This window comes from Streptomyces sp. NPDC101191, from assembly GCF_044767915.1.
Taxonomy (GTDB): Bacteria; Actinomycetota; Actinomycetes; order Streptomycetales; family Streptomycetaceae; genus Streptomyces.
Map to the genome: position 1 here is coordinate 1,315,034 of NZ_JBIWOU010000001.1, position 21,258 is coordinate 1,336,291.

Below are 21,258 nucleotides of genomic sequence, written 5' to 3' on the forward strand. Positions count from 1 at the left end.
GCCGCGGCCCGGCCGCCGGGGTCGCGCGGTCAGCGATTGCGGCGGCCGCCGCCCGGCGGGACGATGACAGCACAGTAGTCGTCCCCAACGGCGCAGGGACGACGGGGCAGGTGCGTCATGCCTCTCACCGAAACGGAGTGGGGCCTCGTCACCAGCTGGGTGCGGGACCATCTCCTGGACGACCCCGATCCCCGGACACGGCTGCTCCGCACTGCCCTGACCACGGACTTCGTGACGGATCTGCCGCTCACCCCGGACCGGGAAGCGAACGCGCGGCTGATCGTGGGGGCGGCCCGCAAGGACATCGCCCACCAGCGGCGCCTGCTCGACGCCCTGGCCCGCCTGGACGCTCTGGACCGCCTCGACGCGGCCGACGCGGTCGGGCGGGGCATGGAGGTACGGGCGCTGCTGGGCCGGCTGCGTGAGGACGAGCAGGCGCGGCAGGCGGCGCTCGACCCGTTCGAGGCGGTGGTGCTGCGGCACGGCACCGAGGTGTTCATCGACCGGGCGGAGCTGCGGGAGACCCTGCGCCGGTTCGTGACCGATGCGGAGCTCTCGGTCCTGGTGGTGGACGGGGAGCCGGACAGCGGGCGCTCGTACACCTATCGCCTGATCCGGCATCTGGGGCAGCACACCGGCTTCCGCCCGGTCCGGGTGACGCTGTCGCGGACCTCGACGGCGGCGCGTCTGGTGGGGCGGCTGGCCGAGTTCGTGTCGGGCCCGGAGACCGACGGGTTCCCCTTGAACCCGACACAGTTGAACGATCCACTGCCCTCGCTCGACGACGCGGTGCACCGGATCGTCGCCCGGGCCACGGCCGCCGAGGACCGGTTCTGGCTGGTGCTCGACGAGTGCGACGCGCTCGACCCGAACTCCGACGTGTGGGACTGCATCGGCAAGCTCGCCCTCGCGATCTACGAGCACACGCCGGTGCGCGAGGAGACGGTGCCGCGGCTCGTGCTGCTCGGCTATTCCACGGCGATGCACCAGCTCCCGTACGACATAAGGAAGAGCGAGTGCCGGGACACGGCGCGCCCGGCCGGGCCCGACGAACTGCGGGACTTCTTCGTCCGGTTCTTCGCCGAAGCCGCCACGAGGACCGCGGGCCCGGCGGGTCCGCCGCCGCCCGGTCTCGTGGAGACGACCGTCACCGAGGTGCTGCGGGCCGTGGAGGCCGCCGATCCGGCCGACAGCCACATGCGCCGGGTGTGCACGGCGGTCGAGGAGACCGTACGGCTCTACCAGGGCCTGGCGCCCGGCGAGGACTTCGGCGACCGGCTCCGTGCCCTGCGCTCCCCCGCACCCCCGGTCGTGCCGGTGATGCCCGAGCTCCGTCGCGCCTACCGGGAGGCGGCCTGCCTGCTCGACGCCTTCGACCCGGCGCGGCTCCGTCTGCCCGGCGAGCGGGAGCCGAGCGGCAAGGCGGTCCTGGAGCTGGTCGAGGACTGCACGGCGCTGGCCGGCCCGCAGCGCTCGGTGCGCTGGGTGCTGGCCCCCGAGGTGCGCGCGACGGCCCTGAAGGGGCTCGGGAGCCCGGAGGCCGCCCGGGCCGCCCTCGCGGCCAACGCGGAGGGCCTCCCCGAGGGCCCCGGGGTGGCGCGCGCCGGGCTCGCCCTGCTGTCCGGCGTCCCGGTCGGTCCGGCCGACCTCGCCAACGCCGACGTGGAGGAGCTGTCCGACCTCCTCCAGGCGGTGCTGTGGCTGGAGCAGGTGCCGGGCACGGCCGGGCTCCTGCCGGCCGTCGGCGACATCCAGCGGCGCCTGGAGCGGGCCCGGCTGCTCCAGCCACTGCGGCTGCTCGTCCGGGACACGTTCCACGGGCGGCTGCGCGAACTCGACGCGCTCCGCTCCTACCTGGCGCTGCCGAGCGAGCCGGCCGAGCCGCCGGTGCTGCTGCACGGCATCGGCGGGATCGGCAAGAGCACCCTGATCGCCCGCTTCCTGCTCGACAGCCTGCGCGAGGCGGCCCCGGACGGATTCCCCTTCGCCTACATCGACTTCGAGCGTCCGACGCTCTCCATCCACGAACCGACCACGGTGATCGCCGAGTCGGCCCGGCAGCTCGGCATCCAGTACCCCGAGCACCGCGAGGCCTTCGACGCCCTCGCCGACCGCTGCGGGGAGACCGCCGACGAGCAGCGCGGCGAACTGCGGGAGATCGACGACCTTTCCCGGCTCTCCGCCACCCGCGCCACCATCGGCCGTGACTACTCCGCCGGGTTCCACGCCCAGGCCAGCGCGCGCGAACAGGACCTCGCCCGCGAGCTCGCGGCGCTGGTCGCCGAGGCGGTCGCCACCCCGCCGGGCGAGATGGAGCCGCCGCTGGTGATCGCGCTCGACTCCTTCGAGGAGGCCCAGTACCGGGGTTCACCGATCATCTCCCGCATGTGGGCCGTGTGGACGGCGCTGCGTGCCGAGTACCCGCGGCTGCGCTGGGTGGTCGCCGGGCGGGCCCCGATCGACCACCCGGCGCGGGTCCTCAACCCGCGCACGATGGAGCTCTCGGAGCTCGACGAGCAGGCCTCGGTGGACCTCCTGATGTCCTGCGGCGTCGACGACGAGACGGTGGCGCGGAGCCTGCACGCCCAGGTCGGGGGGCATCCGCTCAGCCTCAAGCTCGCCGCGCGCACCGCGGTGTCCCTCGGCGGGGAGTCCGACTCGCTGGGCGAGCTGCTGCGCAGCCTCACCTCCCGGCGGCGGCTGCACAGCAGCGTCGACCAGATGCTGATCCAGGGCACGCTGTACGACCGGATCCTCAAGCACATCGCCGACCCGGCGGTGCGCGCGCTCGTCCAGGCCGGTCTCGCGCTACGGATCATCACCCCCGGACTCGTGCGTGACGTCCTCGCCGGTCCGGCGGGGCTCGGGGAGCTGTCGACCGCCTCCGCGGGACGGCTCTTCGGGCAGCTGGTGTCCCGGCTCGACCTCATGGAGTCGGCTGGGCCGCAGGCGATCCGGCACCGGCCCGACCTGCGCTCGATCATGCTGCGCCTGTCCGACGGGGCCCGCACCGACCTGATGCGGGCGGTGGACACCAGGGCCGTGGCCTACTACGCGGACCGCGACACCGTACGGGACCGCGCCGAGGAGATCTACCACCGGCTGCGGCTGGGTGAGAACCCGCGCACGGTGGAGGCACGCTGGCTGGCCGGCGTCGAGGCCCATCTGGCGGGCGCCGACCGGGACATGGCACCCCGCTCGGCCGCGTTCCTGCTCGGCCGGATCGGTGGGCACGTGCCGGACCGGATCATGGCCGAGGCCGACCAGGAGGACTGGGAGCGGATCGCCGCCCGCGAGGTCGAGGACCTGCTCACCCAGGGCTACCCGGAGGCGGCGGCCCGGCGGCTCGCCGAGCGCCAGCCGTGGACGCCGTGCAGCAGGCTGCACGCCCTGCTGGTGGAGACCCTGGCCCGCTCCGGACGCGTCGAGGACGCCCGGCAGACCGCCGAGCGGGCCGTCGACCGGGCGGAGGAGGCGGGCTGCGCGGAGACCCGGCTGGAGCTGCTGCAGCTGTCGGCGCGGCTCGCCCAGGACGTCGGCGACTTCGCCGAGGCGGACCGCTCCCTCCAGGAGGCCGAGAGCGTGGCGGCCGGCCTCGGGCTGCCCTACGAGTCGATCGGCGTCCTGGTGGCACGGTCACGGCTCGCCGCCGTCGCGGACACCGACTCGGCGGAGACGGACGAACGACTCGCCCGCCGACTGCGCGGGCTGGACGACGAGGACCTGGCCCGGCAGCCGGCGCTCGCCCGGGCCGCGGCCGTGTCGGCCTGCCGGGTCGACCCGCCGGCCCTGGCGCGCACGCTGCGCCTGGTGGGGCTGCCGGACGACGACGACGCCGTGGTGGCGGCGCTGGCCCGCTGGATCGAGACGGCGATGACGAGCGAGCCGCAGCTGCGCGAACCTCTCGCCCGCATCCTGGACTCGGCCGCGGCGGGCGCCCTGGCGGCCGGACCCGCCGCGCCGTCGGTACCGGGCCGGGCGCCGTACGCGGATCCCTACGCGGAGCCCCTGGCCGACGCGTACGCCGATCCGCAGGCCGACCCGGTGTCGCGCGACCGGATCGAGGACACGCTGCGGGAGGCGCGGCGGCACGGCACCCTGGACAGCCTCGCCTGGCGGGCTCTGACCCTGGGCGACCGCAGCGGCGATCTGCTGCTCGGCGTGGCCGCCGCCGTCGACGCCGGCTCGGGGCTGCGCGAGCGGGGCGGCATCCCCGGCTACGGACCCGAGCCCGGCGGTACGGCCCTGGTGGGCATCACCCCGCCGCCGGACCACGCCGAGGCCGCCTGGCGCGAGGAGCCCTATCTGACCGCCGAGGAGCTGCTGGCGGTGGAGAACGCCGCGATGGAGGCGGGCCTCGCCGACCGGGAGCTGCGCGGCCGCCTGTTCGCGGGCGTCAAGGACCACTTCCGCGCGGCCCTGCCGCCGCAGCCGACCGCCTTCACGCAGACCCAGTCCGACCTGCGGACCATGAACCGGGTCGAGCGCCTGATGGAGGGCGAGGTGCCGCTGGAGATGTGGCTGCGCAACGCGATCGCGCTCGCCGCGGACCGCGGCCCGGTCGCGGTCTTCCAGCGGGCCCTCGACCATGTGGTGCGCGACGCGGGCGGAGAGCCGGAACTGCCGGCCGAGTTCCTGTCCGCGGAGTTCAAGGAGGAGATCGTCGTCCGGGACGACATGGTGCCGTTCGAGTTCCTGCAGGAGGGATTCGTCGCGGGCGCCGCCGTCGCGCGGGTCACCGTACCGCCCTACGAGTCGGGCCGGCAGCTCCAGCCCGCCTACCCGCACGTGGGCACGGGCTGGCTCATCGCCCCCGGTCTGCTCGTCACCAACCACCATGTGGTGAACGCCCGCAACGGCATCGGTGGCGGCCGCAAGCAGGTCGCGGAGGAGGACCTGCAGCACCAGGTGCGCAACTCCCGCTCGCGCTTCGACTACGGCGCCGACCAGTCCGAGACCGAGGAGGCCACGGCCTCCGCGCTGGTCGCCTGGGACGAGGAACTGGACTACGCCGTCATCCGCCTGACGGCTGCCCAGCCCGAGCGCATGGTGCTGCGGGTGGCGACCGCACCCTGCGAGACCCGGGGCAACGAGCCCCAGGCGGTCAACATCATCCAGCATCCCAAGGGCATGCCGAAGCGGGTCGCGCTGCGCAACAACCTGGTCTACCAGGCCGACGACAAGAACCTCGCCTACTTCACCGACACCCAGGGCGGCTCCTCCGGATCCCCGGTGTTCACGGACCGGTGGACGGTCGTCGCGCTGCACCGCGGCGCCCGCCGGGTGACCGGTGTCGAGTACCAGGGCCGGTCGACGGCGGTCGTGAACGTCGGCACCCAGATGAGCCGGATCCTCGCGCATCTGCGGGAGAACCGGCCGGAGTTGTACGCGGAGATCATGGCGGCACAGGCGAAGCTGCCCCGGGAACCGGACCTGTGAGACGGACGAACGGCGTACGGACGAACGGCGGACGGCGAACGGCGAACGGCGGACGGCGAACGGCGAACGGCGAACGGCGAACGGCGAACGGCGGACGGCGGACGGCGGACGGCGGACGGCAACCGAAGAACGGCCGATCGGCACGGAGGCGCACGGCGCCAGGCGGAGGTGACAGGCATGACGTACGGATCACGGAGCGGATCGCACAGCGGATCGCCGGTGGCGACCGGCCCCGAGCAGGTCTTCGGCGATCTGGGCGAGGTGGCCGCACGGGTGCGGTCACGGCTCGAACAGGAACTGGAGATCCAGGAGTCCGCCGAGGAGCTGCCGCCCGGCGTCGCCCCGGCCGTCGAGATCGAGCGCTTCGCCCAGGAGGAGCGGGCCCGGATCCTGGAGGCGGGAGTCGCCGGCCTGGAGAAGCTCGCGGAGGGCAGGGCCGAGGAGATCGACGAGGACGAGTACTTCGGGGTGGAGGCGATCGTCCTCCTGGAGGGCCGTCCCGCGATCCTCGTCCAGGGTCAGGACTTCGCCCCGCAGCAGGGCGATTGGGCGGTGCTCGACGCGAGCCGGGCCGCCATCCACGAGTCGATCGCCCGGGTGGGCCGGGTCGAGGTCACCGGCCACCCGAACCTGGACTGGATCGGCACCGCGTTCCTGGTGGGCCCGGAGGCCGTGATGACCAACCGGCACGTGGCCGCCGAGTTCAGTCGCGCCGAGGGCGCTGGCTGGACCTTCCAGCAGGGCATGACGGCCCGGGTCGACCCCGGCGAGGAACTTGCCGCGCACCCCGCTCCCGGGCCCGTGCCGGCCGCCGACACCCTCCCGTACGAGATCACCGAGGTCATCGGGATCCACCCGGACGTGGACATGGCCCTGCTGCGGATCGCGCCTCCCGACGGCGAACCGCTGCCGACCCCGCTGGCGGTCGCGGCGGACGCCCCGGCGAGCGTCCCGGGCCGGCCGGTGTACGTGATCGGCTATCCGGCCTGGGACGGGCGCCGCAACGAACCGGAGTCGATGCGCCGGATCTTCATGGACATCTACAACGTGAAGCGTCTGCAGCCGGGCATGACGACGGAGTTCGAGCCCGGCGGGCTGGTGATGAAGCACGACTGCTCCACCCTCGGCGGGAACAGCGGCTCCCCGGTCTTCGACCTCACCGACCACCGGGTCCTCGGGCTCCACTTCGGCGGGCGCTACCGGATCGGCAACGTCGCCGTACCGCTGTGGGAGCTGGTGGACGACCCGCTCCTCGAACAGGCGAAGGTCAACTGGGTCTGACCGCGGCCGTCATGGCGGGGCAGCGGGCCGAGGTCAGGCCGACCCCCGCCTCCGCCCGGGCCGAGCTCAGGCCGGCCCCGGCCTCTGCCCGCCGGCGGCCGGCCTCCGCCCACCGGCGGCTCGCCGACGGGCCGCCCGCCTCCGCGCTACGCCCCGTCGCCGCCGAGGAGGCCGAAGACCGGGAGCAGTCCGTGGGGACGGCGGTCGACGGGGAGGTGGTCGACGAAGTGCACATGGGCGCCGAGCGCCTCGGCGCCGCCGTCGGCCCTGCGGTCGTCGCCCACCATCAGGGTCTCGGCGGGGGCGAGCCCGAGGCGTTCGCAGGCGAAGCGGAAGATGGCCGGGTCCGGCTTCTGGGCGCCGACCTCGTACGAGAGGGCGTAGACGTCGACCCACTCGTCCAGGCCGTGGGCGCGGAACACCGGCCGCAGGTCCCAGCCGATGTTGCTGACCACGGCGACGGCGACCCCGGCGCGGCTCAGCTCGCCGAGGGTGCGGGCCGTGTCGGGGTACGGGTGCCAGGCCTCGGGGACCATGTGGCGGGCGTACAGCGCCTGGGCCAGGGTCCGGTCGGTCACCCCCGCCTCGCGGATCAGCGCCGTGTATGCGGCGCGGTGCCGCTCGGCGTCGAGATCGCGCTCCTCCCACAGCTTCTTCAGCCGGGCGGGCACCTTCCGGGGCGCCGGACCACCGGGCAGGGCGCCGTGGTAGGTGAGCCGTTCCACGGTGTGGGCGAACTCGTCGCCGGAGAGCCGGATCCCTGCCTCGGCGAGGCCCGCGTCGAGCCAGTGCGCGACGCACTCGATGCGCAGCAGGGTGCCGGAAAAGTCGAACATCACGCCTTTGATCACCCTCCGATCGTACGAACGCCAGGCCGGGAACTCCAGGAACCCCGAGCACCTGATACCCCCCGCCGGTACCCGAGTGGAGGAGGCGGGGTGCGAGGCCGCCCCCTGCCGGCCGGGATCGGGCCGGAGGAGGACCAGGCCGTGCCTTTCCGGTGAGACGGCCGGGCTCGCGGTGTCCGTGTCACCGGACGGACACGACCTGGGCGAGGGCCCGCGGAGGGGGCCGGGCCGCGTTTCCCCGCTCGTCCCACCGCGCCGTGGTTCGATGAGGGCACCGGCGCGCCCCACCCCGGGCCAAGGCCCCGCGCCCCAGGACCTCGCCGAGCGACGGAGACGCCATGCCCCCTCAGCCCCTCACCGTCGCTGTGCTGGGTACGGGGATCATGGGCGCCGCGATGGCGCGGAACCTGGCGCGATCCGGGCTCGGTGTGCGGGCGTGGAACCGCACGAAGGCCAAGGCCGAGCCCTTGGCGGCCGACGGCGTGCTCGTGGTCGACCGGCCCGGCGAGGCCGTGGACGGGGCCGACGTGGTACTCACGATGCTGTACGACGGGGCCGCCGTGCTCGACGTGATGCGCGAGGCGGCCCCCGCGTTGCGGCCCGGCAGTGTGTGGCTGCAGTCGACCACGGCCGGGCTCGACCGGCTGACCGAGCTCGCCGCGTTCGCCCGCGCCCACGGACTGCTCTTCTACGACGCCCCGGTGCTCGGCACCCGGGCGCCCGCCGAGGCCGGGCAGCTGACGGTCCTGGCCGCCGGGCCGGCGGAGGGGCGGGCCGCCCTCGGCCCGGTCCTGGAGGCGGTCGGTACCCGGACGGTGTGGGCGGGCGAGGACGGCGCGGCCGGCGGTGCGACCCGGCTCAAGCTCGTGGCCAACAGCTGGGTCCTCGCCGTCACCAACGCGACCGGCGAGCTGCTGGCCCTGGCCCGGGCGCTCGGCGTGGCGCCGCAGGCATTCCTCGACACCGTCGACGGCGGCCCGCTCGACATGGGCTACCTGCGGGCCAAGGCCGCCCTGGTCCTGGAGGACCGGCTCACGCCGCCGAGCTTCGCGGTCACCACCGCCGCCAAGGACGCCCGGCTGATCGTGGAGGCCGGCCAACGGCACGGCCTCCGGCTGGACGGGGCCGAGGCCGCCGCCCTCCGCCTCGACCGCGCCGCCGCGCAGGGCCACGGCGCCGAGGACATGGCCGCCGCGTACTTCGCCAGCTACGACGCGGAGGCCGACCTCGAGCTCGTCCACCGCGAGGTCGGCTCGCGCCGCGTGCCCACCGGCCTCGCGGACACGGTGCTGCTCCGGCGTACGTACGCGACGGGGATCGACGACCTCTGGGACGCGCTGACCTCGGCCGACAGGCTCGGGCGCTGGTTCCTGCCCGTGACGGGCGAGCTCCGGCAGGGCGGGCGCTACCAGCTGGAGGGCAACGCGGGCGGCGAGATCCTGGACTGCGCGGCCCCCGGGCGCCTGCGCCTCACCTGGTCCGTCGGCCTCGAACCCGGCTTCAGCGAGGTGACGTTCCGGCTCACCCCCGCCGGCCCGCACCGTACCGTCCTGGAACTGGCGCACGAGGCCGTGCCGACCCAGGCGTTCCGCACCCGGTACGGCCCGGCCGCGGCGGGTGTCGGCTGGGACCTCACCCTGCTCCGCCTCGCCCGCCACCTCGCGGGTGCCACCCTCTCCCCCGACGAGGCGGCCGCCTGGCAGACCTCCGCCGAGGCACGCACCGTCATCACCCGCTCGGGCGAGGCCTGGGGCGCCGCCTACGCCGCCTCCGGCGCGGACGAGGCGGCGGTGGTCTCGACGACGGAGGCGACGATCGCCTTCTACCGCGAGGACTGACCGGCTGCGGGCGGGAGCCCCGGTCGGCGGGGCCGCGACGCGCCCCGGAGCACACCCGGCGAGCAGCCCCCTCCGGCCCAGACCGGGGTGATTTGCCCGGCTCGTCAGGCGATGCGGTAATGGAAACCCTGAGACTCGACGTTTCCACCGGCACCCTGGGAGCAGGAATGACCGACGGCCCCGAGCCCATCAGTGAGGACGCTCTCGAGGCGCTCCAGCGCGAACTCGCCGAGCTGCGCACCGAACGCGGGAGCGTGGCCGCGACCCTGCGGGTCCCTGACGAGGTCGGCGACCGGGCCGACGAGGCCGACGAGCTCCAGCGCGCCGAGCAGGTGGCGCGGCTCGACCGGCACATCGCCGAGATCGAGGGACGGATCCGTGAGGCGTCCGTCGCCGGCGCCCCGTCGTCGGACGCGGTGGGGGTCGGCAGCACGGTCACCGTACGGTTCGAGGACGGCGCGGAGTCGACCGTCCACGTCGGCGAGCTGGCCGACGCCGACGATCCGGCCCTGGTGACCTCCGACAGCCCGCTCGGCCTGGCCCTGATGGGGCGGCGCGCCGGGGAGTCGGTCTCGTACCGCACACCCGGTGGCCCGGCCACCGCGGTGGTCGTCTCCGTCGGCGACTGACTCCCGGCGAGGGCGACCGCCGCGCCCGGCGCTCCTTCCCGCACGGGCCGTTCAGGCCGCGGGCTCGGGCTGCGGGGTGAGCCGGGCCAGGCCCCTGCGGTCGTAGTAGCGCGTCATGCCGAAGCCGAAGAGGAGGGCGGCGACGAAGCCGATCGCGATCATCACCCAGGCACGGGTGAGCCCGGCGTCGGCACGGGCGTCGAAGTAGAGGATCGCGCGGACGCCCTCGGTGAGCTGCCGCATCGGCTCGAAGGCGCCCAGGAACCGGTAGAAGGCGGGGGTCGCCTGGAGCGGGATGGTGGCGCCGGAGGACGGCAGGGCCAGGGCGATGAAGACGAACATGGACACCAGCTGCCCGACACCGCCGAAGGCCGCGTTGATCGCCTGCACGCCCAGGCCGACGGCGACGACGGCGCAGTACGAGAAGACCCACAGCAGCGGCAGGTGGCCGGCGTCCATGTCCAGGATCCCGACCGTGGCCAGCATCAGGAGCGAGGTGGTCAGCAACGCGATCCCCGCCGTCATCACCATCTTGAGGACCAGGGTCTGCGTCCGGTCGATCGGCACGGTCCGGTTCCGGGTGTGCCAGGGGCCGATCTCGCTGTCCGCGTAGCCGAGCGCCGTGTCGACCCCCGTGTGGATGAGGTTGCCGCCGATGAAGCCGGACAGGACGAGGAGCAGCGTGTAGTAGAAGGCGGAGAGCCCGAGCCCGCTGCGCCGGCCGATCGGATGCCCCACGCGGGTCTGCACGGCCACCGGGTCGGCCAGCAGCACCCGTGCCGTCGGGTCGGTGGCGGCGGGCGCGAGCCGTTTGCCGAGGGTCACGGAGGCCCGGTGCGCCGCGGCCTGGTTGATCTGCGCGGCGAGGGAGGAACCCAGGCTGCCGACCCCGGGGTTGGTGAGGACGGTGAGCGTCGGGCGGGCGGTCGCGCGGGGCGTGCCGAGGGCCGCGACGGAGGCGCTGAAGTCCCGGGGCACGAGCAGCGCCCCGTAGACCTTCCCGGAGGCCAGTCGGTCCTGGGCCTCGGCCGCGCCGATCCGGTGCCACTGCACTCCGCCCGGCCCCTCGGAGGTCAGCGCGGCGGTGATCTCCTTCCCCAGCCCGCCCCGGTCCTCGTCGACGAGGGCGATGGGCAGCCGGTCGAGGTCGGCGCCGGGATTGAGGATGCCGCCCATGTAGAGGAGGGACAGCACGAGGGTGACCAGTGCGCTCAGGACGGTCGGCACCAGCCACAGCTTGGGGTGCCGGAGCAGCGCACCGGCGTCTGGGGGGCTCGCGGGGGCCATCGTTCTCCGTGGAGGTGTCGGGGGCGATCCGCGCCGCCGGCGTCGATCCCCGGGCGGCACTCCGCCATGGTCGACGCAGGGACTCCCGGAACCCGGCATTGACGGCACCGGGCGCAGAATGGGAGATTCCGGACAGGAGTCCCGGGTAGGCGTGTCCTGAGCGCCGCCGGCCCCGCGGACTCCGACCGCTCGCCGCGACCCGTCCTGAGGAAGGTGTGGTTCCCGTGACCCGTGTGGTGGTGGAAGGCACCGAGGTCGTCGTACGGCTGGGTCTGCGCGAGGCACTGGCCGCGCGGCGGCGCACGGTCCGGGTACCCGTACGGGCGCTGCGCGGGATCGGCGTCGAGACCAGCTGGTGGCGCGTGCTGCGCGGCGAGGCCGGCCCCGGCCGATGGCTGCCCGGCCGCTGCGTGGGCACCCGGCGCGGGCCGGACGGCACGGACTTCGTCGCCGTACGCTCCGACGGCCCGGCGCTGTACATGGACCTGGCCGCCGGCGCACCCTTCAGCCGCGTCGCCGTCTCCGTACCCGACCCGGACGCGACGGGGAGCGCGCTGCGCGCGGCCATGCCGGCGGAGCCGGAGCTGTCGGACGCGCCGGAAGAGGCGGAGGAGGCGGGAGAAGCGGGGAGCCCGGAGGGATCGAAGGGAGCGCGGAGGGCCGAGGAGTCGGAGAGGCAGCGGGAATCCGGAGGATTCGAGGAGCCGGAGGGTCGGGAGCCGTCCTGAACGCCCCGGGGGCCGGGTCCGTCGGCTGACGGACCCGGCCCCCGGGTTCACCGGTCGCCGCGGGTCACACGCGGTCGGCGGCGATCAGGACGTACTGGAAGGAGCCGTCCTTGTACGACTCGATGAAGGCCTCCTCGATGCCGGTGACCAGGGAGGACGTGGCGCGCAGCTCCCAGTAGGGCAGGGTCGCCGGGGTCAGGTCGATGACGGCCTGGGGCACGAGGCGGTTGTCGGCCATGGCGCGCAGGTACTCGCGGCGGGAGTGGATGTTGCACTCGAAGTGGGCGTTGATCTGGGAGACCCACTTCGAGGGCTGGCCGTACTTCGGGTTCCAGCAGCCCGTGATGGTCACGTACCGGCCGCCGACCGCGAGGATGCGGGAGTGCTCGGCCATCAGGTCGTGCAGGTCGACGTACATGCTCGACTCGTTGTTCCACGAGGCGGCGGCCTGGCCGGACTCGAAGGGGGTGTCGAGCATGTTGCAGACGCGGGCGTGGACGTGGTCCTCGATGCCCAGCTCCTGCGCGCGCCGGTTGGCGAAGTCGGCCTGCTTGGCGGAGAGCGTGACACCCTCGACCTTGCAGCCGAAGCGCTGGTGGGCCATGACCATCGAACCGCCGCGGCCGCAGCCCGCGTCCACCAGCGTGTCGTCACGGCCGATGGACCCGAGGTGCTCCATCAGCACGTCGGCCTGCGCCGACTCCAGGCGGTGCAGCTCGGCGATCAGCTTCTTCTCGTACTCGCTGTCCTCGCGGTCGCCGAGGGCGGCGTGGTCGACGTCACCGATGCCGTAGTGGTGGTGGTAGAGCCCGTCGACATCGCCGAGGCGGAGGTTCACGGGCCTGGCCTCGTTGTTCCAGTAGCGGGCGATGTCACCCTGGTAGGGCGTCGCCGGGGCAGGGACGAACGCGGCGGTGGTCGCGGCGGTGGTGAACTCGGTGCTGGTCACTGATAAAGGTCCGTTTCTACCAGAAGTCGGGCAGGCTGTATCGGTATGTGTTGGTCTGGTGCCAGTAGTGGTTGCCGTCCACCCACACGGCCACGCCCCGCAGGAAGCGGAGCACGTCGGGGGCGGGGAAGGCGGCTGCGAGCGCGGCCGCCTCGGCCTCGAATGCGTGCATGAGGTCGTTGTGGACCTCGACCGCCTTGAGGTAGCCCTCCTGGTCGGAGACGCCCTCGCGTGCGGCGATCACCACGGGCAGGTTGAGGTGCGTGCCGGGGCTGGCCAGCTCCTTGGTGTAGGAGTACAGGTCGTTGACGATGGTGGTCGCGTTCCCGGCGAGGGCGATGACCCGCTGCATGGCGGGCTGGGCGTGCAGGTCGGCGGGCAGTTCGTAGCCGCCGACGGTGTCGGTGATGGTGGGGCAGGGGCGGAAGTTGTTGAACTGGCGCATCGCCAGGTACTCCCACACCTCCGGTACGTGGTCGGTCTCGGCCCAGGCCGCCTCGGCGAGGTACCCCAGGTGCAGCCGGGCCATGTCGTGCCGGAAGCGGTCCGCCTGGGACGGGGTGGCCAGTTCGGTGAAGTACCGCATCGCGGAGCGGTAGGCGCGCCGCGGTGCGTCCGAGAGAAGCGATTCCTCCCAGGTCGGCTCGTATTCCTTCGTGGTGTGCAGCGGGTCGAGTGCGGTGTGGGCGAGGAGGAGGCGGCTCCCGAGACCGATGGGCGAGCCTCCGTGGTCCTCGCAGTAGCAGTCGTCGACGGCGTTCTCGGCCACCATCAGCCGCGTGGCGGCCATCAGGTGCTCGACCGTCGGTGCGTCCGGGTGGCAGGCCACCATGTAGCGCCCCACGGAGAAGCCGTCGAACTCGCCCTCCCACTCGGGCGGGAAGATCTGGACCTCGTCCACGGCCCAGTCCTTGATCCGGCGGCTCACCTCCGCCACCCGCCCCGCGTCGGGCTCCGGGATCGGATGGAAGTAGAGGCCCGGCACGGGCGTGCCCTCCCCCGCCGAGGTGGGGACCGGCAGCTCCGGCGCGGCCGGCGGGGCCGGCGGCTCCGGTCGGCGGGCCAGGGAGAGGGCCGCCGTTCCGAGACCGCTGGGTCCGCGCAGGATCCGCTCGATCTCGGGCCGCACGGCCGCTACGGACGGCTCGGCGGGCGCCTCGACGCGCACGCCGCCCGACGGCGTGACCGCCGGGACGCGCGACGGGGTCGCCGCGACGGGCCCCGCGTCCGCGGACGGCGCGGACGCCGGGGCGGCCGCGGCCCCGAGGGCGGGAAACGCGGGGGACGGCGGGCCGGGCAGCGGCGGCCGGGCGGCCGGTCCTGACGGCCCGGGGGAAAGCCCGGGATCGGGCATCCGTGGCTCCTTGCTGGGGTCGTGGGGCCGCCCCCGGGCCGGGACGGCCCCGGCCCGGCGCGGCCCCGGACGGATTGCGCACCGGATCCGAAGCCGGGTCTGTCCATCGGATCAGGCCGGATCGGGAAGCGGCGTCTGCGGCTTGTGGCTGGAGGGCGGAGGGCGGAGCCATGACGCCGGGGGCCTCCCGCGCCCGAGGGGCCGCGGGGGGACCCGGCGACGGGCGGTGGCGCGGCAGCCGCGCGAGCCGTACGCCGCGCGTCCCGGCATGGTCCGACGGTCCGGCCGGCACCCGGCCTAGTCGCGCCTACGGGCGATCTGCACGTTCTCCAGCACACCGAGGGCATCGGGCACCAGGACCGCGGCGGAGTAGTAGGTGGTGACCAGGTACGAGATGATCGCCTGCTCGCTGATGCCCATGAAGCGCACCGACAGGCCCGGCTCGTACTCCTCCGGCAGACCGGTCTGGCGCAGACCGATGACGCCCTGGTTCTCCTCACCCGTACGCATGGCGATGATCGAGCTGGTCTGTTCCCGGCTGATCGGGATCTTGCTGCAGGGCAGGATCGGCACGCCGCGCCAGGCCGGGACCGACTGACCACCGAGGTCGACGTGGTCCGGGTAGAGGCCGCGGGCGTTGAACTCGCGCCCGATCGCCGCGATGGTCTTGGGGTGGGCGAAGAGGAACTTCGTGCCGCGGCGGCGGCAGAGCAGCTCGTCGAGGTCGTCCGGGGTGGGGGCGCCCGAGTGGGGCTGGATCCGCTGCTTGAAGTCGGCGTTGTGGAGCAGCCCGAACTCGCGGTTGTTGATCAGCTCGTGCTCCTGGCGCTCGCGAAGCGCCTCGATGGTGAGCCGGAGCTGCTCCTCGGTCTGGTTCATCGGGCCGTTGTAGAGGTCGGCGACCCGGGTGTGGACCTTGAGCACGGTCTGGGCGACGGAGAGCTCGTACTCGCGCGGCTTGAGCTCGTAGTCCACGAACGCGCCGGGGAGTTCGACCTCGCCGACATGGCCGGCGGACATCGCGATCTCCGCCTCGCCGTGCTTGTTCTGCCGCTGCTGGGGCAGCGAGCTGAAGTCGTGGATGTGGGTCCGGAGGCTCGGCGCGGCGGACATCACGGACGCGAAGTCGGCACGCGAGAGGGTGAGCAGGGTGCCCGGGGTCTCCGCGGTGGCCGTGTAGTCCCACCTGGCGTCGGCGTCCAGGAGGGCGTTCTCGCCGAACCGGTCGCCGTCGGCGAGGACCGCGACGGCCACCTCGTCGCCGTACTTGCCGACCGAGGTCTGGCTGACGCGGCCGTGGGCGATGAGGTGGATCTGCTCGGCGGGGGCGCCGCGTTCGACGAGGACCTCGCCGGCCCGGAAGTCGCGCTGGACGCACCGGTCGGCCAGGGTGCGCAGCACCTCCTCGTCCTCGAAGCCGCGCAGCAGGGCGAGTTCGCCGAGTTCACGAGGGATCACCCGGACGGCGCCGCCGTCCTGGATGAACTCGATCACCCCGTCGCCGACGGTGTAGCTCAGCCGGCGGTTCACCCGGTAGGCGCCGCCCTTCGTCTCCACCCACGGGAGCGACCGCAGCAGCCACCGGGAGGTGATCTCCTGCATCTGCGGGGCGGACTTGGTCGTGGTGGCGAGGTTCCGGGCAGCCGCGGTGCTCAGGCTGGACTGCGGCCGCGGCTGCTCTACCTGAGTGTCCGGGCCGGTCTCAACGGTCATGGGACGAGCTCTCCTTGAAAAGAGGAAAAACCGACACAATCTCTGGGAATCCAGGGGAATCCGTCCAGATCCCGGGCAACAGTAACGGCCCGCTCACACGGCTCGCCCGGCCGGACCGGGGGCATTACCTCGAAGCGGTGATCTTGCTTCGTGCGGGGTTTATCCGGGCCGATGACGACATTCGAGCCATGGACGGAGAGTGCACTCCGGCGCACGGGACGGCGTGCGCGCCCGGCGGCAACTTCCATGCAAGCAACCGCTTTTGATGGGTCATCAGGGAAGTGGCGGACGAAGCGGGCGGAACGGAGGCGTACGGCACCGCCGGCAGGACGGGGCAGCGTGTACGCCCATGACGACGGGGTTTCGGCCACGCCCCCGCCCACCACGGGACCCTCGATCGCGCGATCGCCCCGGTCACGCCCCGGCGCGCACGACCCGACCCGGGCGCCCACTCCGCACGCCCCGGGGGAAGCAGCCGCCGACTCCTCCCTCCGCGCGCCCGGCGAGGGCGCCGCACGCCCCCGCCACCGTGCGGTGACATGACCGCTCCAGCCCCTGGGTACGCGGTCCGTGACACGGGTGCGGTCGCGCGCCCGGCGAGGCGGGCCCGAGGGGCCCGGGCGAGGGGGACCGGAATGCGTGAAAACGGAGCGGAGCAGCCGACGTTGTCGGCGGCGGAGCTGTTCGACGGCATGGGCCTCGACTACGAGAAGGCCTTCGGGCACCTGCCGGAGCAGCTGGCGGCGGTCGAGTGGCTCAACGCCCGCCTCGCCCGCGGCTCGCGCGTCCTGGACGTCGGCAGCGGCACCGGCCGCCCGGCCGCCGACCTCCTCGCCCGCGCCGGACACGAGGTCACGGGCATCGACGTGTCCGCGACGATGGTGGAACTGGCTCGGCAGCAGGTGCCGGGTGCCCGATTCGAGCAGTGCGACGTCCGCGACTTCACGCCCCCCGAGGGCGGCTACGACGCCGTGTGCGCGTTCTTCCCCCTGCTGATGATGAGCCGCGCCGAGGCCTCGGCCGCCCTGCTCCGCATGGCCTCCTGGCTGGCTCCCGGCGGCTACCTGGTGAGCGCCACCGTTCCGGCGGACGTCGAGGACGTGGAGATCGTCTGGATGGGCCGCCGGGCCCGCGTCTCCAGCTTCTCGGCCGCCGACTACGTCCGCCTCCTGCGCGAGGACTGCGGACTGGAGATCCTGTACGAGGCCGTGTCCGTCTTCCGCCCGGCGGAGGCCTCGGCGGGGCCGGAGGAACACCTGTTCTGCTACGCGCGGCGCGGGGCGTAGCCACCTGCGGCGGGACGGCAGGGCGGGCGGGGCGGGCGGGGCGGCTGGACAACTCGGCGCCAGTCCGCCGGACCGCCGCCGAGCCTCGCGTAGACGAACATGTCGCAGCACTCTTCCCCCACCAGCCGCCACCCGCGCAGCAGCCCCTCCCTGACGTGTCCGGCGCCTTCGGCCGTACGGCAGTACGCCGTGTTCCACGGCTCGACGAAGAGCCGGAGCCGCGGGATTCGTAGCCCGTCGAAGGCGCAGGCGGTGACCTTCCGCAGGGCGCCCGCGGCCGCGTCCAGCCTCCGTGCGGACCTCACCAACCAGTAGCCGGGGGCGCCCGGACCTGCGAGGCCTCGCCCACCCACAGCCGACCGTGCCCAGGGACAGGGCGGCCTGAGGGGTCTGCGTCGCGGCGACGCGCAACCCGCCTGCATGGCACCACATGACACCGCATGGCACCACGGGGCACCATGCGGCGGTCCCATGGCGCCTGGGGGTCGCGGTCCGGGTGGCGGTCGCACTGCGGGCTTGGCGCATCCTATGGAGCAAGCCCTGGCACGGAGACCGGCGCGGGAGCTCGCACGGAATGCGATGCGAGCGGCGGGTCGTACCCGCGCAAGCAATGCCAGCGCGGCGCCATATGACACCGCTCGGCACCGCGTGGTGCCACACAAGCTTGCGGTGGCGCCACCATGGTGCCATGATGATGCGCATGGACCTGACCCCCTACGTCGATAACCTCCGCCGCGAGCTCGCGGTCGCCGCCGACGCGGGCGGGGAGGACGCGCGCGCCCTGGCCGAGCGGCTGACCGCCCCCTTGGAGTCCGCCGCCCGGCTGACCCTCCTGAACGCGCTGTCCGCGGCCTCCGACGAGATCACCCGTGAGCTCGCCCCCGGTTCGGTGGACGTACGGCTCCGGGGGCTCGACCCCGAGTTCGTGGTGACGGCCCCGCCGGCTCCGGAGGTGCCCGCCGCCGGCCCGGCCGATGCCATGGCGCCACCGATGACCCCGCCGGCACCTCCTGCGGCGGACGTCGACGAGGGCAACACGGCCCGGATCAACTTCCGGCTGCCGGCCCACCTCAAGGCCCGCGTCGAGGACGCGGCCGGCCAGGAGGGCCTGTCGGTCAACGCCTGGCTCGTACGGGCGGTGGCCACCGCGCTGGAGCCGGGCGGGACCGCGACCCCGGGGCCGGGCGGCACCACCCGCTCCCCGCGCACGGCCAAGCGCAACAGCTACCAGGGCTGGGTCCGCTAGCCCGACCCCACCTGCGCATTCAGCCTCCACCGTCGAGAGGACGGCACAGCCATGCCTTCTTACGAAACGCCCGAACCCGTCACCGTCGTCGTCGAGTTCGACCTCGGCAACGTGCAGCTGACCGCGAGCACGCGCAAGGACACCGTCGTCGAGGTGCTGCCGAGCAACGGCGTCGAGGACAACGACGTACGGACGGCGCAGCAGACGAGGGTCACGTACGCCAACGGCATCCTCACGCTCAAGGGCCCCAGGAAGCGCTCGCCGTTCGGCAAGGTGGGCTCCATCGACGTGACCATCGACCTGCCGGCCGGCTCGCACCTCCAGGCCAACAGCGCCATGGGCGACTTCGCGAGCCAGGGCCGGCTCGGGGAGTGCCGGGTCAAGACCTCGGTCGGCGACATCCGGCTCGACGAGACCGGTGTGGCCGACCTCCGCACCAGCCACGGCGACATCCGCGTCGGCCGCATGGTGGGCGACGCCGAGATCAACGGCTCGGGCCGGATCGACATCGCCGCCGTCGTGGGCTCGGCAACCGTCAAGAACGGCATCGGCGAGACCGCGATCGGCACGGTCACCGGCGACCTGAAGGCGAACACCTCCATGGGCCGCGTCGCGGTCGACCTCGCGGAGGGCTCCGTCGACATCAGGTCCTCCCACGGCAGTATCCAGGTGAACGAGGTCGTCCGTGGCCGGATCGACCTCCAGACCTCGCTCGGCGGCCTCGACATCGGCATCCGGGAGTCCAGCGCCGCCTGGCTCGACGTCAGCTCAAAGGTCGGGGTGGTCCGCAACTCCCTCGGCGCCGCCGAGGGCCCGGGCGACGCCGAGCACACCGTCGAGATCCACGGCCGCACCACCGCCGGCGACATCGTGATCCGCCGCGCCTGATCCGCCCCCCGGGCCGCTGCACCGGGTCACCACGACCGGTACGCGGATCCCCGGGCCTGCACACGGGGACACCACGGGGACACCGCGACCGGTACGCGGGTCACCCCGGTCTGCACACGGAGGCGGACGCCGCCGCCCTCGGGCGTCCGTCCGCCCCCGCTCCCCCGATCCTGCCCTCGCACCCACCCCTGTGAAATGTCACATCACACGCGCGCTCCCCTCCCGGAGAGCACCAGTCCCGCCTTCCGGTGATCGCCGCCCCGGGGCGGCGCCCGTCGCATCCCACCCGTACACGGAGGACTCCATGCCGCACGACCCGTCGCCCGACGCACCCGTGACGCTCCCCACGCGGCGCGCCCCATGCCCCTTCGACCCGCCCGCCGGTCTGGCGGAGCTGCGCGAGCGTGCTCCGCTGATCCCGATGGCCTACCCGGACGGGCACCTCGGCCGGCTGGCCACCGGCCACGCCACGGTCCGGGCGATTCTCGCGGACCCGCGGTTCAGCTCCCGCTACGAGCTGATGCACTACCCCTTCCCCGGCGGGCCCGAGGGCCCGCTGCCGCCCGCTCCGGTCGGCGACATGACCGGCCTGGACGCCCCGGAGCACACGCGCTACCGCCGCCTCCTCATGGGCCGCTTCACGGTCCGCCGGATGCGCCTACTGACCGACCGGGTACGGGAGATCACCGCGGAGCAGCTGGACGCGATGGAGCGCCGGGGGCCGGGCGCCGACCTGGTCGAGGCGTTCGCCCGCCCGGTCCCCGCCCTGATGATCTGCGAGCTGCTCGGCGTCCCGTTCGCCGACCGGGAGCGCTTCCAGGGCCACGCCGAAACGATCATGTCCATGGAGGTGTCCCCCGAGGAGCGGTACGCGGCCATGGCCGGGCTCCAGGAGTACATGGCGGAACTGGTCGCCGCCCAGCGCGCCGAGCCCGCCGACGACCTCCTCGGCGATCTCGCCCGCGACTCAGGGCTCACCGACGAGGAACTCGTGGGCCTCGGCGGCTTCCTGCTGGCCGCCGGGCTCGACACCACCGCGAACATGATCGCCCACGGGACGTTCGCGCTGCTGAGCCACCCCGAGCAGGCGGAGGCCCTGCGCCAGGACCCGGAGCTCGCCCCTCAGGCGGTCGAGGAGCTGATGCGCTATCTCACGGTCGCCCACACCAGCGTGCGCACCGCGCTGGAGGACGTCGAACTGGACGGCCGGCTGATCAGGGCCGGCGAGAGCGTCACCCTCTCGCTCGAAGCCGCCAACCGCGATCCCGCACGCTTTGCCGACCCCGATGTCCTCGACCTGAGGCGGGCGGCCACCGGCCATCTCGGCTTCGGCCACGGCATTCACCAGTGCCTGGGCCAACAACTCGCGCGCGTCGAACTGACGGTGGCGCTCCCCGCCCTCCTCGAACGGTTCCCCGCGCTCCGACTCGCCGTACCGGCCGACGAGGTGCCGCTGCGCACCGACATGAACATCTACGGCGTGCACCGGCTGCCGGTCACCTGGGACCAGGAGGGATGACCGTGGACATCCGGGTCGACCGCGGCCGCTGCATCGGGGCCGGCATGTGCGCCCTGACCGCTCCGGCGGTCTTCGACCAGGACGAGGACGAGGGTCTCGTCGTCCTGCTCGACCCGCGTCCGGCGCGGGACCACCACGCGGCCGTGCGCCTCGCCACCGGCACCTGCCCGGCCGCGGCCCTGACGCTCGGCGGGCCGGGCCCCTCCACCACCGCGTAGTCACGGCCCCGACGCCGCTGCCGGAAGGGCCGAGC

At 73.8% G+C, this 21,258-nt stretch carries 16 protein-coding genes and 1 pseudogene; 11 read left to right on the forward strand and 6 right to left on the reverse strand.

Annotated elements, in window-relative coordinates:
- The first annotated feature begins 117 nt into the window (after nucleotides 1-117).
- Together ACIRQF_RS05725 and ACIRQF_RS05730 are read left to right on the forward strand one after the other, a co-directional pair.
- Nucleotides 118-5,439 carry a trypsin-like peptidase domain-containing protein gene (locus ACIRQF_RS05725; protein ID WP_404089137.1) on the forward strand — a complete coding sequence of 1,774 codons (5,322 nt, stop codon included), beginning with the start codon at nucleotides 118-120 and terminating at the stop codon, nucleotides 5,437-5,439.
- 177 nt (nucleotides 5,440-5,616) lie between these two features.
- On the forward strand, nucleotides 5,617-6,720 hold the full coding sequence (locus ACIRQF_RS05730; RefSeq protein ID WP_403529731.1) for a trypsin-like serine peptidase: 1,104 nt from the start codon (nucleotides 5,617-5,619) through the stop codon (nucleotides 6,718-6,720).
- Nucleotides 6,721-6,866: 146 nt separating this feature from the next.
- Here ACIRQF_RS05730 and ACIRQF_RS05735 read toward each other — a convergent pair whose 3' ends face one another.
- Nucleotides 6,867-7,556, reverse strand: a complete 690-nt coding sequence (locus ACIRQF_RS05735; protein WP_404089546.1) for an HAD family hydrolase — start codon at nucleotides 7,554-7,556, stop codon at nucleotides 6,867-6,869.
- Between the two features lie 350 nt (nucleotides 7,557-7,906).
- On the opposite strand from ACIRQF_RS05735, the pseudogene ACIRQF_RS05740 reads away from it, so the two are divergent.
- The 3 genes and pseudogenes from ACIRQF_RS05740 to ACIRQF_RS05750 all read left to right on the forward strand — a co-directional run.
- A pseudogene (locus ACIRQF_RS05740) lies at nucleotides 7,907-8,782 on the forward strand (NAD(P)-dependent oxidoreductase); the annotation flags it as partial.
- Between the two features lie 72 nt (nucleotides 8,783-8,854).
- Nucleotides 8,855-9,406, forward strand: a complete 552-nt coding sequence (locus ACIRQF_RS05745) for an SRPBCC domain-containing protein (protein WP_404089548.1) — start codon at nucleotides 8,855-8,857, stop codon at nucleotides 9,404-9,406.
- A gap of 167 nt (nucleotides 9,407-9,573) precedes the next feature.
- A complete protein-coding gene (locus ACIRQF_RS05750) occupies nucleotides 9,574-10,035 on the forward strand; it encodes a GreA/GreB family elongation factor (protein ID WP_376631118.1) in 462 nt (153 codons plus the stop codon).
- A 51-nt stretch (nucleotides 10,036-10,086) separates the two neighbouring features.
- On the opposite strand, the gene ACIRQF_RS05755 is transcribed toward ACIRQF_RS05750, so the two are convergent.
- On the reverse strand, nucleotides 10,087-11,322 hold the full coding sequence (locus tag ACIRQF_RS05755; protein ID WP_404089140.1) for a YhgE/Pip domain-containing protein: 1,236 nt from the start codon (nucleotides 11,320-11,322) through the stop codon (nucleotides 10,087-10,089).
- 224 nt (nucleotides 11,323-11,546) lie between these two features.
- Between ACIRQF_RS05755 and ACIRQF_RS05760 the strand changes: the two genes are divergently transcribed.
- Entirely contained in the window at nucleotides 11,547-12,050 is a 504-nt protein-coding gene (locus ACIRQF_RS05760) for a hypothetical protein (protein ID WP_404089142.1), read from the forward strand.
- Between the two features lie 64 nt (nucleotides 12,051-12,114).
- Here the strand turns inward: ACIRQF_RS05760 and ACIRQF_RS05765 are convergent, their stop codons facing one another.
- From ACIRQF_RS05765 to ACIRQF_RS05775, 3 genes are all read right to left on the reverse strand, one after another.
- Nucleotides 12,115-12,999, reverse strand: a complete 885-nt coding sequence (locus ACIRQF_RS05765; protein ID WP_389750223.1) for a geranyl diphosphate 2-C-methyltransferase — start codon at nucleotides 12,997-12,999, stop codon at nucleotides 12,115-12,117.
- A 16-nt stretch (nucleotides 13,000-13,015) separates the two neighbouring features.
- Entirely contained in the window at nucleotides 13,016-14,353 is a 1,338-nt protein-coding gene (locus ACIRQF_RS05770) for a family 2 encapsulin nanocompartment cargo protein terpene cyclase (RefSeq protein WP_404089145.1), read from the reverse strand.
- Between the two features lie 297 nt (nucleotides 14,354-14,650).
- Nucleotides 14,651-16,066, reverse strand: coding sequence for a family 2B encapsulin nanocompartment shell protein (locus tag ACIRQF_RS05775; protein WP_376631128.1), 1,416 nt, complete (start codon nucleotides 16,064-16,066; stop codon nucleotides 14,651-14,653).
- A gap of 635 nt (nucleotides 16,067-16,701) precedes the next feature.
- Here ACIRQF_RS05775 and ACIRQF_RS05780 point away from each other — a divergent pair.
- On the forward strand, nucleotides 16,702-17,352 hold the full coding sequence (locus tag ACIRQF_RS05780; protein ID WP_404089147.1) for a class I SAM-dependent methyltransferase: 651 nt from the start codon (nucleotides 16,702-16,704) through the stop codon (nucleotides 17,350-17,352).
- On the opposite strand, the gene ACIRQF_RS05785 is transcribed toward ACIRQF_RS05780, so the two are convergent.
- Entirely contained in the window at nucleotides 17,331-17,657 is a 327-nt protein-coding gene (locus ACIRQF_RS05785; protein WP_404089149.1) for a GNAT family N-acetyltransferase, read from the reverse strand. The two genes, ACIRQF_RS05780 and ACIRQF_RS05785, sit on opposite strands and share 22 nt — an antisense overlap.
- A gap of 395 nt (nucleotides 17,658-18,052) precedes the next feature.
- Between ACIRQF_RS05785 and ACIRQF_RS05790 the strand changes: the two genes are divergently transcribed.
- The 4 genes from ACIRQF_RS05790 (at nucleotide 18,053) to ACIRQF_RS05805 (ending at nucleotide 21,223) form a co-directional block, all read left to right on the forward strand.
- Entirely contained in the window at nucleotides 18,053-18,598 is a 546-nt protein-coding gene (locus ACIRQF_RS05790; RefSeq protein WP_376631132.1) for a hypothetical protein, read from the forward strand.
- A gap of 51 nt (nucleotides 18,599-18,649) precedes the next feature.
- Nucleotides 18,650-19,486, forward strand: a complete 837-nt coding sequence (locus ACIRQF_RS05795) for a DUF4097 family beta strand repeat-containing protein (RefSeq protein ID WP_404089151.1) — start codon at nucleotides 18,650-18,652, stop codon at nucleotides 19,484-19,486.
- Between the two features lie 304 nt (nucleotides 19,487-19,790).
- Entirely contained in the window at nucleotides 19,791-21,005 is a 1,215-nt protein-coding gene (locus tag ACIRQF_RS05800; protein WP_404089153.1) for a cytochrome P450, read from the forward strand.
- A gap of 2 nt (nucleotides 21,006-21,007) precedes the next feature.
- Nucleotides 21,008-21,223: a ferredoxin gene (locus ACIRQF_RS05805; protein ID WP_382482751.1), complete on the forward strand. Its 216-nt coding sequence runs from the start codon at nucleotides 21,008-21,010 to the stop codon at nucleotides 21,221-21,223.
- Nucleotides 21,224-21,258 lie beyond the last annotated feature (35 nt).

Coding starts and splice junctions, on each gene's coding strand:
- ACIRQF_RS05725 (WP_404089137.1), top strand. CDS start 118: ATGCCTCTCACCGAAACGGAGTGGGGCCTCGTCACCAGCTGGGTGCGG.
- ACIRQF_RS05730 (WP_403529731.1), top strand. CDS start 5,617: ATGACGTACGGATCACGGAGCGGATCGCACAGCGGATCGCCGGTGGCG.
- ACIRQF_RS05735 (WP_404089546.1), bottom strand. CDS start 7,556: ATGTTCGACTTTTCCGGCACCCTGCTGCGCATCGAGTGCGTCGCGCAC.
- ACIRQF_RS05750 (WP_376631118.1), top strand. CDS start 9,574: ATGACCGACGGCCCCGAGCCCATCAGTGAGGACGCTCTCGAGGCGCTC.
- ACIRQF_RS05755 (WP_404089140.1), bottom strand. CDS start 11,322: ATGGCCCCCGCGAGCCCCCCAGACGCCGGTGCGCTGCTCCGGCACCCC.
- ACIRQF_RS05770 (WP_404089145.1), bottom strand. CDS start 14,353: ATGCCCGATCCCGGGCTTTCCCCCGGGCCGTCAGGACCGGCCGCCCGG.
- ACIRQF_RS05775 (WP_376631128.1), bottom strand. CDS start 16,066: ATGACCGTTGAGACCGGCCCGGACACTCAGGTAGAGCAGCCGCGGCCG.
- ACIRQF_RS05780 (WP_404089147.1), top strand. CDS start 16,702: ATGCGTGAAAACGGAGCGGAGCAGCCGACGTTGTCGGCGGCGGAGCTG.
- ACIRQF_RS05790 (WP_376631132.1), top strand. CDS start 18,053: ATGGACCTGACCCCCTACGTCGATAACCTCCGCCGCGAGCTCGCGGTC.
- ACIRQF_RS05795 (WP_404089151.1), top strand. CDS start 18,650: ATGCCTTCTTACGAAACGCCCGAACCCGTCACCGTCGTCGTCGAGTTC.
- ACIRQF_RS05800 (WP_404089153.1), top strand. CDS start 19,791: ATGCCGCACGACCCGTCGCCCGACGCACCCGTGACGCTCCCCACGCGG.